General features: G+C 43.4%; 18 protein-coding genes and 1 pseudogene. 1 reads left to right on the plus strand and 18 read right to left on the minus strand.

Annotated elements, in window-relative coordinates; translation table 11 throughout:
* Positions 1 to 75: pseudogene (locus tag E4T80_RS00005) on the minus strand (IS1595 family transposase); the annotation flags it as partial.
* A 383-nt stretch (positions 76 to 458) separates the two neighbouring features.
* On the opposite strand from E4T80_RS00005, the gene E4T80_RS00010 reads away from it, so the two are divergent.
* The gene (locus E4T80_RS00010; protein ID WP_135053803.1) at positions 459 to 1,172 is read left to right on the plus strand and encodes a hypothetical protein; all 714 of its coding nucleotides are present in this window, start codon (positions 459 to 461) and stop codon (positions 1,170 to 1,172) included.
* Positions 1,173 to 1,684: 512 nt separating this feature from the next.
* Here E4T80_RS00010 and E4T80_RS00015 read toward each other — a convergent pair.
* The 17 genes from E4T80_RS00015 to E4T80_RS00095 form a co-directional block, all read right to left on the minus strand.
* On the minus strand, positions 1,685 to 2,992 hold the full coding sequence (locus E4T80_RS00015) for a phage late control D family protein (RefSeq protein WP_135053805.1): 1,308 nt from the start codon (positions 2,990 to 2,992) through the stop codon (positions 1,685 to 1,687).
* Complete coding sequence (locus E4T80_RS00020; RefSeq protein ID WP_135053812.1) at positions 2,992 to 3,429, minus strand: phage tail protein; 438 nt, start codon at positions 3,427 to 3,429, stop codon at positions 2,992 to 2,994. Before E4T80_RS00020 ends, E4T80_RS00015 begins: the two co-directional genes overlap by 1 nt.
* A 166-nt stretch (positions 3,430 to 3,595) precedes the next feature.
* Positions 3,596 to 3,739, minus strand: coding sequence for a GpE family phage tail protein (locus tag E4T80_RS00025; protein WP_369074429.1), 144 nt, complete (start codon positions 3,737 to 3,739; stop codon positions 3,596 to 3,598).
* Positions 3,724 to 4,050 carry a phage tail assembly protein gene (locus tag E4T80_RS00030; protein ID WP_135053816.1) on the minus strand — a complete coding sequence of 109 codons (327 nt, stop codon included), beginning with the start codon at positions 4,048 to 4,050 and terminating at the stop codon, positions 3,724 to 3,726. Before E4T80_RS00030 ends, E4T80_RS00025 begins: the two co-directional genes overlap by 16 nt.
* A 64-nt stretch (positions 4,051 to 4,114) precedes the next feature.
* Positions 4,115 to 4,621: a phage major tail tube protein gene (locus E4T80_RS00035; RefSeq protein ID WP_135053818.1), complete on the minus strand. Its 507-nt coding sequence runs from the start codon at positions 4,619 to 4,621 to the stop codon at positions 4,115 to 4,117.
* 15 nt (positions 4,622 to 4,636) lie between these two features.
* A complete protein-coding gene (locus E4T80_RS00040; RefSeq protein WP_135053820.1) occupies positions 4,637 to 5,812 on the minus strand; it encodes a phage tail sheath protein in 1,176 nt (391 codons plus the stop codon).
* An 83-nt stretch (positions 5,813 to 5,895) separates the two neighbouring features.
* A complete protein-coding gene (locus tag E4T80_RS00045) occupies positions 5,896 to 6,345 on the minus strand; it encodes an enoyl-CoA hydratase (RefSeq protein ID WP_135053822.1) in 450 nt (149 codons plus the stop codon).
* On the minus strand, positions 6,330 to 6,917 hold the full coding sequence (locus E4T80_RS12940; protein WP_194186306.1) for a phage tail protein: 588 nt from the start codon (positions 6,915 to 6,917) through the stop codon (positions 6,330 to 6,332). Before E4T80_RS12940 ends, E4T80_RS00045 begins: the two co-directional genes overlap by 16 nt.
* Positions 6,917 to 8,977: a phage tail protein gene (locus E4T80_RS00055; RefSeq protein WP_135053824.1), complete on the minus strand. Its 2,061-nt coding sequence runs from the start codon at positions 8,975 to 8,977 to the stop codon at positions 6,917 to 6,919. The genes E4T80_RS12940 and E4T80_RS00055 overlap by 1 nt, the downstream gene beginning before the upstream one ends.
* 8 nt (positions 8,978 to 8,985) lie before the next feature.
* Positions 8,986 to 9,549 carry a phage tail protein I gene (locus E4T80_RS00060; RefSeq protein ID WP_135053826.1) on the minus strand — a complete coding sequence of 188 codons (564 nt, stop codon included), beginning with the start codon at positions 9,547 to 9,549 and terminating at the stop codon, positions 8,986 to 8,988.
* Positions 9,539 to 10,453, minus strand: a complete 915-nt coding sequence (locus E4T80_RS00065; protein ID WP_135053828.1) for a baseplate assembly protein — start codon at positions 10,451 to 10,453, stop codon at positions 9,539 to 9,541. Before E4T80_RS00065 ends, E4T80_RS00060 begins: the two co-directional genes overlap by 11 nt.
* On the minus strand, positions 10,446 to 10,793 hold the full coding sequence (locus tag E4T80_RS00070; RefSeq protein ID WP_135053830.1) for a GPW/gp25 family protein: 348 nt from the start codon (positions 10,791 to 10,793) through the stop codon (positions 10,446 to 10,448). Before E4T80_RS00070 ends, E4T80_RS00065 begins: the two co-directional genes overlap by 8 nt.
* Positions 10,793 to 11,374: a phage baseplate assembly protein V gene (locus E4T80_RS00075; RefSeq protein ID WP_135053832.1), complete on the minus strand. Its 582-nt coding sequence runs from the start codon at positions 11,372 to 11,374 to the stop codon at positions 10,793 to 10,795. Before E4T80_RS00075 ends, E4T80_RS00070 begins: the two co-directional genes overlap by 1 nt.
* Positions 11,375 to 11,492: 118 nt before the next feature.
* Positions 11,493 to 11,912 (minus strand): type II toxin-antitoxin system YafO family toxin, encoded by a 420-nt coding sequence (locus E4T80_RS00080; RefSeq protein WP_135053834.1) that lies wholly within the window; start codon positions 11,910 to 11,912, stop codon positions 11,493 to 11,495.
* A 1-nt stretch (position 11,913) separates the two neighbouring features.
* Positions 11,914 to 12,111, minus strand: coding sequence for a hypothetical protein (locus tag E4T80_RS00085; RefSeq protein WP_135053837.1), 198 nt, complete (start codon positions 12,109 to 12,111; stop codon positions 11,914 to 11,916).
* A 166-nt stretch (positions 12,112 to 12,277) separates the two neighbouring features.
* Entirely contained in the window at positions 12,278 to 12,667 is a 390-nt protein-coding gene (locus E4T80_RS00090; RefSeq protein ID WP_135053839.1) for a type II toxin-antitoxin system VapC family toxin, read from the minus strand.
* On the minus strand, positions 12,664 to 12,906 hold the full coding sequence (locus E4T80_RS00095; protein ID WP_135053841.1) for an antitoxin: 243 nt from the start codon (positions 12,904 to 12,906) through the stop codon (positions 12,664 to 12,666). The genes E4T80_RS00090 and E4T80_RS00095 overlap by 4 nt, the downstream gene beginning before the upstream one ends.
* Positions 12,907 to 12,994 lie beyond the last annotated feature (88 nt).

Consider the following 12,994-nt stretch of genomic DNA (forward strand, 5'->3'; position numbering starts at 1 on the left):
GCGAGCAGTAACACCCGCAATAAACAGTTCAATCAGTTTGTTTTGCTTGTACTGACTTAAACGACTTCTTCTCATAGGGATTATTCTAACCTGAAATTAGATTTCCCTAGTTATCTAGTACAGCCCCTATTAGTTTATGCCTTTGGGGAAATGATGAGAATGACACTTGCTCTCCCAAAATCAGCAGTGCTCACTCTATTCAAAAAAATAAAATATTATCTAAGATATCTGAAAATGGAAAAGTTTCATACTTCAAATTAAAAGACTGCGATAAAACTAATACTCTTAAAGCTACTTTTGATGAAGTTGGTATTAATAAATTTAGTACATTCAGAGGGCTTTGTAATAAACATGATAAAATACTTTTCCAACCTATAGAAGATAGGGATTTCGAACCAAATGAAGAAAACATGAATTTATATTTCTTGCGTGCCATTTTAAAAGAAACGCACTCTTGTATGCATTCTTTAGAAATAGCAAATAATATTAAAAAAAAACTTTTTCCAGAGCCCTATAATTTTCCATTAAAAATCGAAATAATATATGATAATAAATTAAGTATAGCAGAGCTTGAAAGTTTAATGCGGTATTTTAACAATGAGAAAAGAATATGTGATAATAAATTAAACATAGCAGAATTTGAAAGTTTAATATCGCATTTAAAAAGTGTCATTAAAAATAAGGATACAGAAAACCAGATTGAACATATTTACTATTCTTTCGAAAAAGAATACTATTTAGCTGTGAACTCTGCATTTATTCCATATACTAGTTATAACCTTGAAGAAATATATAATCAAGAAGATATAAATGAAATAAATAACCCTGACAATAAAACCATAGAAAATTATAAAGGAATAACATTAAACATCTTTCCTGAAAACGGTAAGACACACATAATATTTTCTTTCTCTAAACATAACAAAAAAATAAAAGAAGCATTACAGAAAATGCTACAAAAAAACATTAATCATATAAAACTTGAACTCTCCGATATGATTCTAAAATATTGTGAAAATATTGCGTTTAAACCTAGCTATATAAGAGATTATTTCTCAGAAAATGAACTTAACACTATCAAAAAAAAATATCATCCGATTACACAACTGGAAAATCCTTTGAAATTTTCTATATTTCAGGACAATCCTACATTAAAGCCTAAAGATAGATAAACAGATTTAATTGCATAAATTACACATAAAGGTGGAACACCGCTTTACAGCTACCCTAAAGGGAAAAAATCAGAATACTACCTACTAGAAGGTACCCAACTATGCTTAATATATGAGCCGAAAGGAAATGCAAAACGTGTGAAAGTCATTTTTCAAGATGAAAATGACAAACAAATTATAGGCTATTTAGAGCGAACTAAACTAAAACGGATCTACAAAAGGTAATCTAAAGCGTATAATCTACCCCGACTAAATTAACACAATGGGGAGATATAAAATGCAAGAAAAATCAATAACTGAACATTACTATCTATTAGTGAAATTCGCTTTGCTATTTTTTATAGTGTCTATACTCAATTTTGTTTTTAGTGATATTGCACATTATCTTAGCCTTGAAAAACCAATAAAGTATAGTTGCTATTTTATGATAATTGGCTGTTCTTATTACTTATGCGCTAAATTATTAAAACAACACTATTATTTATTACAGCTTATTCATAAAAAATAGCAAATTATTCTTCCCTCGTCTTCAACTCCATTTCCACTTGGCTGGTAAACCCACTGTCTGCATTCAGGCTGTGGGTTACTTGGGTGATTAGCCAATCGTTTGAATCAATTTGAGCCTTAAAGCCGGCCACACTCACTGTCATTTCAGGCATTAACTCGGCATTGCCTTCCGCAAGGGATAGACTGAAAGTTGCTAAGCCTCTCTGCAATTTTTCAAAATTTCGTTTGCACGCATTGAGTGCCGATTGTTGAGTGGCATAGGTATGCCGTAGAGTTTTAATATTCTCCGAATCACTTTCTACGGGTTTGTGATGCACAATTTCATTCACCTTGCGTCCTTTGCCTTTGACAAATACAGTTTCCTTAATGCTTTGTCCGTCTTTGCCTTTGATAACTTTGCCCTTTTTATAGGTTTTGATATTACCGTTTTTATCCTTTTTAACCCTGCCTTTGCTATCCCGCATTGGCTCGCCTGCTTTGCCTCGTTTAGCTTTCGTTACCTTACGCATTGTCGGCTTCACGACTTTTTTCACTTCGGTGTTTTCATCAAAAACTACCTCGCCCCGTTTGCCCGTATTGGTATCGTGCCAATAGGCTTTGACCGCCTTAAAATTATCCCCTTCCGCTATACTAAAACGGTGATTATCGCCGCTTTGTCTGCGAATCTGTATCGGTGGTAACGGTTTACCGCTTGCGGTGGTGGAATTGCCTGCTTTAATAAATAGTAGTCTGCCGTTTTTCACCGTGGCGATTGCATCGTGATCTGCGGCTAAACGGGAGAGTAAGTTGATTGAACTCTCGTTAGTCTGATCAATATGTTTAATCACAAAATCACGAAATTCCGCCCCGACCATTGCGGTAAGCTGATTTTCCTCGGCAATTTGCTGCACAATTTTGCCAATCGTGGTATTGCTGAAACTCCGCTCGTGTCGGTTCATCAGCGTGCCACGCAAATCCGCCGACCTTGCCCGAATGGTGATTTTATCGGGCACGCCGGAATGTTCGACCTCATCAACGGTATATTCCCCCTTGTAAGTCAGTGCTTCATCTTTCCAACCCAGCCCAAGTGCTAATACCGCATTGCGTGCCGGCATTTCTAATCGCCCGTCCGTGTCGTCCAACTCAATATCAAGCTGATCTGCCTCAAAGCCTCGGCTATCGGTTAAAGTCAAGCTGATCAGCCTATCGGTAATCAGGGTGGTAATATCCTTTTTCGGTTGTTCGCTGCCTTTGCGTTTGCTATTCGGACGAACGGTTAAATGCAATGCCGGCATACGATGACCGTTTTCCAATAATTTTTCAAACAGATTCATTAAAAATAACTCATCACATCATCAACAATATCCGATAAGATTGAATCATCGGTACGTTTAAGGGTCATTGAAAAATCAATTTGGCGAGGCGTGCCGTCAGGGAAAAAGTAGCTCTGCTGCTCGCTGATACTTTCGATCACAAACCAGCCTTTTACCATAAAGGTCGAACCGGAAATCAGCGGATAGGCTTTGCCCTGCTCAGCCATTAGTTCTAATGCCAGCAGGCTCAAACTGCCACCGGTAATTTCCGGCATCAATGTGCCGCTAATGGTCAGGGTCTCACCTGCTTTGCCGGTGAATTGCGAACGGGGTAATTTACCGACAACATTATTAGTCGGGTGATTCCAGCTCAACTCTCGGCTGGTGTCTTGATAGGGGACGGTTTGGCGCATAAACACAAAGTACCCCAGTGCCATCATTGCGAAGTTTTGGAACATTATTCAATCTCCCCAGACAATGAAAGTGTAGGGACGCACTGCGTGCGTCCGAAACCCATTATCTCAAGCTACAAAATAGGATGCACACAGTGCGTCCGAAACCCATTGTCTCAATCTACAAAATAGGACGCACGCAGTGCGTCCCTACCTTTAGGATTTAGCAATATTATTCTTGCGTTGCCTCGTGCCGCTCTCTCGCCTTTTCCCGCCACAGCATTAGCTCGTCAATCGTCATTTGCTCAAAGGCACTCGGTTGCCAATGGAACACGGTGGCAATATCGGCTATTGCGTCTTCTACGCTTCGAGGAATGAGTCGGACTTTTTTTCGTCCTCGTCATCTTCGCTGTCTTCGTCCTCGCTTTCTTGGATCAACTCTAAGCCGGCATTCATCAACGCGGTAAAGTCGGCAATTGTCATTGTGTCGAAGTCCGCTTTGGTGAGTTTCGGGGCGGAAATCTTCGGCAATAATGCACGCCATTCATCAGCCCCTAATCGATAGAGTTCAAACAGGGAAAGCCCTTTGAGTTGTGGCACTAACGCTTTGCGGATTGAGATCTCATTAAAGGTTTTTCCACCACGCACGATGCCGTTTTTGAGGGTAACAGTTTGAGTTTGTTTCATTGAATTTGTCCTTTTTGTTGCAAAAAATTAGTCGGAAATACCCGCTTGTTACGAAATTTGGGGCTTATAGCCCCATTGCTTTGCGGTGTTTGCTCAGTAAATCTTTGCCGTCCACCTTAAACACATAGTTCAGCACGTCAATTTCGATAATATCCACACCATCTACGCTTAATTTATAGTAGCTTAACGCCATTTTGTAGCTAAACTCAGTATCATCACCGGCTTTGCTGTTACCGCCGTCAATCTCTTCAATCCGACCTTTCATCAGAATATCCACCGCCGACACTTCGTCCGTGTCATCTTGCTGGTATGCACCGTTAAAACGGAACATTGTGTCCTGAATCCCTTTGCCGTAGAGCTTGAGCAAGCTGGTGGTTAAACCACCGACCTTAAATTCAGCTTCCAGCAATTCGTGGCCAAGATTGACTTTCACCGGCGCGAACATTCCACCGGAGCGGTACTCTTCCATTTTTTGTGTCAGTTTCGGTAACGTAACTTCGGTGATTTCACCGTGATAGCTCACCGAATCGACCGAGCCGTTAAAATTTTTCAGTTTACGAGGTAATGCCATTGCTATTCTCCGTGATTATGCAGATGCCACTTTACTGGCAAAATCAACCAAATATTCATCTTCAATATACTGGTACATATTCAGATTTTCCAAACTCGGCACCCACATATATTTGTATTTAATGAAGAATTTGCCTTCTTTGAGCTGGTCTTTACTGTTCAACTCAACGTCCAGCCACGCTTCGCCATCAACCAAATAACCGAGATTTTTCCAAAAGCGGAATTTGCTGTTGATCATCTCCAACATATCTTTGGCAAGGTTTGGCGTGAGCGGTTTATCGATCGCCCAATCAAACGCTTCGCCCAACGTATCTTTGATGATTTGTGCTGAACGGGTCGCCTGCATAAAGGCAAATTGGGTGTCGGCGGAAAGTGTGCGAGAACCCCACAACTTAAAGCCGTTATTGTTCAAACAGACGGTGATATTTTTGCTGTTGAGGTAATTGACATCGGTGCTGTCGTCTTGAATATCAAAACTGAGCGGGTGGGTAATACCGGTAACGCCAGCAATTTCCACATTCGACACATTTTTATGCCAGCCGATATTTTTATCAATCCACGCTTGGATAGCACAGGCTCGCACCGTGGCATAGTCCACCTCGGTCGCGGCAGTATCGGCATTAAACGAGAGAAAATCACCAAAAATCATCATCAATTCACGGCTGGCAAAATTACGGGCATAACTGACCGCTTGTTCCTTCGTGGTCGCCCCATTCGATGAAATAAACCCAAAGCCGTTCAGCTTTTTGGCGATCACGCCGATTTCGCTGGCGACCGCTTGATTATCAAATTTCGGCACGGCAATTAAACGGGGTTTGACAAACACCACTGAATTTGCCACCGTTAAGGCTTTCAAGCCCGTATATTTACCTTCTTCGGTAACGGTTCCGACAATATTTGCTGTAAGCGTGTCGCTATCTTCAGAATCGGCAACACGCACGATCACCGTTGGTGTATTTACAATCGACCCGATGGCATTTAAGGCACGCTTTAACGTACCGGTACTGCCGGCATTCGCCATTGCAGCGGTAGGGTTGGTAATTAAAACAGGGGTATTAAGGGGGAAGATATCGGCATCGGCATCATCGGCGGTACAAACCAACCCGATCACCGCCGTTGCCACCGTGCGAATGGTGCGTGTGCCGTCTGAGGCTTCAATCACCCGCACGCCGTGTAAGTAGGCATCTGACATTGGAAATCCTTGAGTGTGTGAACAAGTAATGCCCGATATTGTGAAAAGAAAACCGCTCATAGGCGAGCGGTTTGGAGTGTGATTTAGGGTTTGACAATCTCGGCTAACTGATTCGGGCTAAAACGCCAGCCTTGGTCGCTGTTGCGGAGGGCGTTGAAGCACCATTCCGAGCAGAAAAATTTTTCTCTTTTTTGCTTGAACCCTAATACCACGCCGACTGCACCCCATAGGTCGTATTGTTTGCCTTTGGTTCTTTCAAAATAGGCTTTGATTTGGCTCTCGGTAATGCCCTCTAACTCAATTAACTCCCACGTCAAGCGGTCGGTTACATTGATTTTTTTGCAACGCACGCCGTTATCCCGTGGGCTTGCCGAGTAGCAGTCGTAGCTGATGACGGGGTAATGCTCGCCGCTTCGGAATTGGTGGCGTTCAATCGCAATTTCACAATGGCTGTATTTGCCTTTGGTGAAGAAGCGGACAAGCCTGTCCACCCAATCACCTTTGCCTTTGTAGAGGGCTAGATAGATTGCCATTGCTCAATCTCTCTATCAATTTTTGCGAGTTCGTCTAAAGTTGAGGCTTGCTCAATGCGCACTTCAAAACCCTGTTTAATCGCAAAGGTTTTACCCATAATAATTGCAAACAAATCCGCTTTTTTAATCACCTTTTCTTTGAGCTGGTCGATGTTATCAAGGTCGTTTCTGCCTTCAAATAATTCGGTGAGCAACATCAACGGTAATTCGCCCCGTGCTTCCCGTTCCTGTCGGTAAAAACTGTCGATTTCTGCTTGGGAATAGCCTTGCAAATATTGCGCTTTCAAGCGGTCGGTTTGGTCGGAAATTTTGCGAAGCAGGCGGGCTTTCTCCTCATTGAACATCTTCTTTTGTTGTTTTTCATCGATAAGCCACGTTTTACCGTCCCAGTGATGAAACTCACTGGGGGCAGGTGGAATAATCACAATTTCCCCCTCGACTAATACCGGCTCACCTTCAAAATCTTGATTGAACTCAATCGCTTGCTCATTGCGGCTTGCTAAATCGGCAAGGTTAGGTTGCATATCACAACAAGCAGTATTTTTACCCTCTGAATTAAAAATATAGAACATTATTTCACCCCGATAATGATGTAATTTGCCTTTGCCGGAATCCACGTAGAACCAGCACTGCCATGTCCGCTTTGCCATGTTCTTGCAATGACTTGACGCCCATTGGTATAGCACTGAAAACGATAGTGGGTTGATGTGAGATCTTCTTCAATATCCCAGCCTCGATTTGTGGGATTATCATCACGAATAGAGACCATCCAACGGCATTGCGCTTCACTAAACCCCTCCGGTAGCGGAATCCAACCGTCGTGATTCACCTCACCGGCAAGCACAGCCACCTCTTTCATTTGATTCAGAGAACGACCTTGCCCGGTAATCACATCTCCCGCCGAGCAGAAATTTCCACCATGCTCAAATGTCCAGTATTTATTTTTACCGGTATCTTCGATTAAGTGAATCACCCCGTATCCCCAATCGTCTTCTTCTTTATGCCGAGTTGTGTAGCCGAATGAAAATGCCGTGCCATATCGGTTCACTCCCCGCACTCTGGCTTTGACAATCGGGTGATAGGTATCTTTGTCTCGTGAACCGGTCTCTTCCACCATAATCGGTGCGCCGGAGTGGTATTGTTGGTTATAAGCACCGTAGCCTTTATGTGATGTGCTGATTGCTTCACCCTCAAGGGCAATCGTGCCATTCCTTTCCGGTGTAGTAATCACATAATGATTTTGTTGGTTATTGCGGCGGATAAAAGCAAAACTGTTACCGTTACTCTCAACCAACATTCGATCATTGCGGTTTGGGCGTTCAATTATCAAACCACCCCAGTTATCTGTTGTCGTTGTTACATAAGAGCGGCTCGAATAATGAATCCCCCCCAATTCGGTATTATCGACTTTTCCCTCTAAGCCGTTCTCCCAGCGTAGTTGGATATTATGTGGATTACCGATACGTTTAACCGCTATGTCATTAAGCGCATTAAGCGATACGTTGGTTGATGTTTTTACATCGCCCGCGGACCGAAATTCGCCGGTATGATGAAAAAACCAATGTTGCTCTGAGCCGTTATCTTCAATTAAGTGAATAACCCCTTGTCCAAATTGATTACGGTTTGTCGGGGTAACATACCCGAATGATAATGCCGTTCCCCAGCCATCACCATTTGATACGCGACCTTTGATATACGGGTAATAGTTATTACGCCCTTGCGCATTACCGACATCCGCAAAAAACGGTGCATTGGCAGTATATTGTCCGGCAAAACCGCCTGCACCGGTTGCATGGTTAATACTCAATCCGCCGGTCATCGTATCACCGGCTTTGGATACACGACCGTTTGCATTATTCTCCGCATTTGTCGCTTTATCGTAAGCGGTTTTCACGGCAGCAGAAGTCGCTACTGTATCTGTGGAATGGCTGTTGACGGCAGAGGATTTTTTGCTGTTCTGAATGTAATTATTGGCGATATTCTGCTGCAGTTGAGCCACTTGCTGACTAATGTGTTTACCGGCTTTTGCTGTCAAAGCCAGACTTTCACTCTCCAATCCCGTATCATTGGTCAGTTGCACCAAACCTTTGGTAGTGAGACTGGCTTTGTCGATTTCGTGTGTGTGTCCAGTCTGATCAACGCTGTTTTGAGTAGTAGCGGTGATTTTCTGTGGCGTAAGCTGTCCACGAGTGGCGAAAATTACACTATCATCAACAGTCAGCGTGACGGAGTCAGACGAGCTGACTAACAGAATCATACGGATAACTTGCACTTTACCACTGCCACTGGCGAGCTCCGGTTTAAAACTCTCTGGGCAGTTAGCATAAGCGACTAAGCGGTTTTGATCGTCAAAAATACCCATCTCACGAATCCAAAATCCGCCGATATTTTCGGGGATAGTGAGTTCAAAAATCACTTGTTTGTTGTTACGGGGATCACGGGATATTGCACTGATATTCGCCTTATATTTTTCTCTTGCCAGTGCTGTTCGGGTTGAATCCGGTGTAACGGTTTTGCCGTTACCGTCTCCGACTGCCATTTTTTGAATGTGTAAGGCACGATTATTTGCTATTGCATTGGCAAAGGCTTGTGCACCATAAGTGGTTAAAACAGAATAGTATAATTTTGCCATTGGGTGTCCTATTGGGGATAAACGCTGATAATTTCGCCGATTTGCTGCCCGATAAAGGTGTTCAAATTGCCGGTGGGTGAAACAGCGATAGCCAGTTGTTTCAGGTGGCGTGAAACGGGTTTCACATCTTCTATTAGCCGGACTAATTCATTGTAGGTCTGTTCGTTTAAGCCGCTTTCAGATACTTCCACACTGAGTTTAAAGGTGCCGGCTTCCCCGTTTGGTTGCTCTTGCCACCACTCTTTTAATTCGACCAAATAACCGATTGGCTCTATCACACGTTTCACCGCAGAGAGTGTGCCTTTGTGTCTATGAATAAAAAAGGATTGTTTAATGGCAATCCGTTTGACCGTATCCGTCCAATTTTCGTCCCATTTATCCACCGAAAATGCCCACGCCAAATAGGGTAATAGCGGTTCGGGGCAACGGTCGGGGTTGATTAAATCCGGAATTAAAATCGGGTTTTCAACCGCAAGACGTAAACATTCCGCCGCTCGCTTTTCAAGGGGGGTTGAACCACTGGGGACAAGCGGTCGGTTTGGGGGCGTTTTTTGCACATCATCAGTAGTCATCGGACACCACCATTTCTAATTGAATATCGGTGCAGAAACCGGCTTTGTGATTCGGTAAAATGATGTCTCGACTAGGCTGCAACAATTCGACACGCTGAACACCCTCAATATGTAAAGCGGCATAAATACCGGATAGGGTAATATCCCGCCCCAGCCGCTTTCGCTCCGCGGTGTAATGCGTTAAACGTTGTAGGGCATTGGCTTTGATCGGTTCATATTCCGGCCCGCGAAACATATGCAGTTTGGCGTGAATTTGATAATCTTCAATCACCGCACTTTGTACTGTTACCCGATCAGCAATCGGGCGAATATCATCGTGATTTAGCTTTTCCCGTACACTATCTAACACTTCTTGCGTTGCCAAACCTTTGCCGGAGCGGGCTAAAACCGTTACCGTAACATAGGCAGGCTGTGGTGATTCCACCGACACATCGGCGACATCACTGTGTGCCGATAGGGCGTGGAAAATATAGGCTGAACGGGGGCCGGCAACTGACATTCCCTCAAAAGCTAACTGAGTGCGTAAACGGAAATCACTGTCGCTTTCTAAAATTTCCGCTTTCGGCGGCATTGCCGTTAAATCCTCTGCCTGAATCACCAAGCGTTTCACATTAAAATTTGCGGCGATTACATCTAAATCGTTACCTGTGGCATAGGCAAGCATTGTCGCTTGTGCAGCGTTATTGATACGTTGTCGCTCAAGCAGTTGTAAATAGCAATTTTCTTGCAATAATTTGGTAATCGGTTCGGATTCAAGGGCAAGCCTTGCCTGCCAAAAGGCGCGTTCATCTGCGGGAAACAGGGAGATAAACTTTGCCTTACGTTCTGCCAATAATGTTTCATAATCCAAGGTTTCCAGCACATCGGGTGCCGGCAACTTGGAGAGATCAATCATTTCACTCATAACTTAAATTCAGGTTTGATAAGGTGAGCTTGGTTTGGCTCTTTTTCACAATCGCCTCCAACGAGCCGGTAACTTGGTGAGCGTAAGCAAGGCTTTGAATACTGACTTTAAAGGCTTTCACCTCAATTCTCGGCTCCCACTGCTTCAACGCCATTACGCAAGCTGCCGATATTTGTAAGGCAAGCCCCGCAGAAAGTGGGCGGTCAATCAATTTGAGTAAATGACTGCCGTAATCCCTCCGCATTATTCTTGAGCCTTTGGGCGTAAGCAGAATATCGCTGATAGATTGCTTAATATGCTCAATCTCACTCTCTAGCCGTTCGCCGGTTTGTCTGTTCATTAACTTGGGGTATCCGTTTTCTTGTTGCCTCTCTCCACACCGGCGTGAGTATGACCCTTCAACGAAATCCCTCCCACGCTGACATCAGCGACCGCTGAAACATTGCCTTGCGAGCTGATATTGCCTGTGGCACTCACGGCTTTTTGTACCTGTAAATCGCCGGTGCAAATGACCGTCTGGCAATCAAGGGTAATCGTGCCGCTGGCTTGAATTTCAGCGGTTTTGCAATGTTTTGCCGATAAATGACCGCTTGCGTGGTTGTAACTCACCGTGGCGCCGTCTGGAAAGGTAATCAGATGTTCATCACCGTTTTGGCTCGGTGCGTTTTGGGTATAAATGCCGACTAAAACAAGGGCGGTGGTCAACTCACCGCTGACTGCAAGTATTAGGCACTGTTCGCCCACCGTTGGAGCAGACCAACTTTGGGTTGTACCGGCACGGATCACCCACCACGGCAGCCAAGTCGTCAGAATATTGCCGGATTGCACTTTGACTTTGGCGTTGGCTAAATCCACCTCGGCTATCGTGCCAAAGCGGATCAGGTTATCTAAACGGCGGATAATTTCAGCGGTTTGAGGCATTTTGAGCAGATCAGGTTAAAAATGCCGATATTGTGTGGGGTTGTGGGGTGTTAAGCGAGCGTTGGGGTATGTGAAAGGGAAAATGACAGGCAAACAAAAAGCGACCGTGGTCGCTTAGTTAAGCAATAATATTGCGATAATAAAAAAACTGTTCGGCAATCTGCCAAAAATATGCCATTGTTTTACGGTATTTTTCTTCTTTCTGTTCGGCTATGGCGTGGGCAAGTGGTTCGGGCAAAATGGAGATCAAGAGATAATCGTGATTATCTTCAACATAAACAAGGCAAGTATCACTGGTTCTACGAGAGCCTATTTTCCAGTTTCTATCCCAATGATTTTTAGCTTGTAGATTGATGATTGGGACAAGATGAACGTGCTTTAAACCTGAACGAATGGGACTATAAAAACCATCTTTTCCGAAATAATAACTGCTCTCTTCGCCATTTTCTTTCCATTCTCGAAAGCGATTTACAAATGTGAAGAGAGCAGATTCAGTGTCAAAATGCGTTGCAAATAATCGGGTATGGGCAATATTCATCTTACTTGATGCCCATTGCCTTCATTAAATCATCAATAGTCATTGCACCGGCTTTACGTTCAATTTGACTGAATACCGCAATCTCTTCATTGCTCAATTTTGGTACTTTACGCAAAGGTTTTTCTATTACCCGTGCATTATTCATCAGGACAAGCGGTTTATTTACAACTAATATTGGCTTGGCATAAGTAATTAACATTTTATTCCCCTTTCTATTGATAAAAATGGACAATATCTGATCGCATTGTCCATTTTTCCCGTGTAATTGTCAATTACCCTCTATCTCGCAAACTGCTCCACTGTTTAGCTTGGGCTTTACGTTGTTTTTTAACAATAAAACAAAAAGCGACCGTAGTCGCTTGCGTTTATAGCCAATCTTCATAATTTAATGAATCGACCCGTTTAAATTCTTTGATGTTATGGGTAATTAAGGTTAAATGACGGCTGATCGCTTGAGCGGCAATTTGGACATCATACGCACCGATTGGCTGCCCTTGCAGTGCTAATTCCGCTCTAATTTTGCCAGCGATACGGGCATCTTGAGCGGTAAAAGGCACAATTTCAAACGGCAACTTATCCAACTTAGCAAGGTTTTCCGCTTTACGCTGACTTTTTTCAGCCCCAAAACAGAGCTCAAACAACACGATACTGGATAAGACAAAATCAGCTGGCTTGTATTGTGTCAATTTTTCAATAAATTGCGGCTGACGATTCAGTAAGGCAATCACGGCGTTAGTATCAAGCAGGTATTTCATTCAAAACAGCTCCACTCTCTTTCCTGTGCCGGCGTCTGCCGTTCTGACTGAACCGCTTTCACAAAAGTCGGGTCAAGTTCGCCTAATTCATCTAACCAATCCCAGTTATTCACAACAGGTTCAATAATGACTTTATTGCCTTGTTTTTCAATCCGAACTTCTTCGCCGGCAAAGCGAAAGGCTTTCGGTAATCGAATAGCTTGTGAATTGCCCGTCCAAAATAATTTCGCTGTTATCATAATTTGCCTCCTTAAATGTATCTACTTTTAATATATATTATATAAAACAGGCTGAACCTGCAATACCATAAGGGAAACTTTAGGCAAA

This window comes from Muribacter muris (assembly GCF_004569585.1).
GTDB lineage: Bacteria > Pseudomonadota > Gammaproteobacteria > Enterobacterales > Pasteurellaceae > Muribacter > Muribacter muris.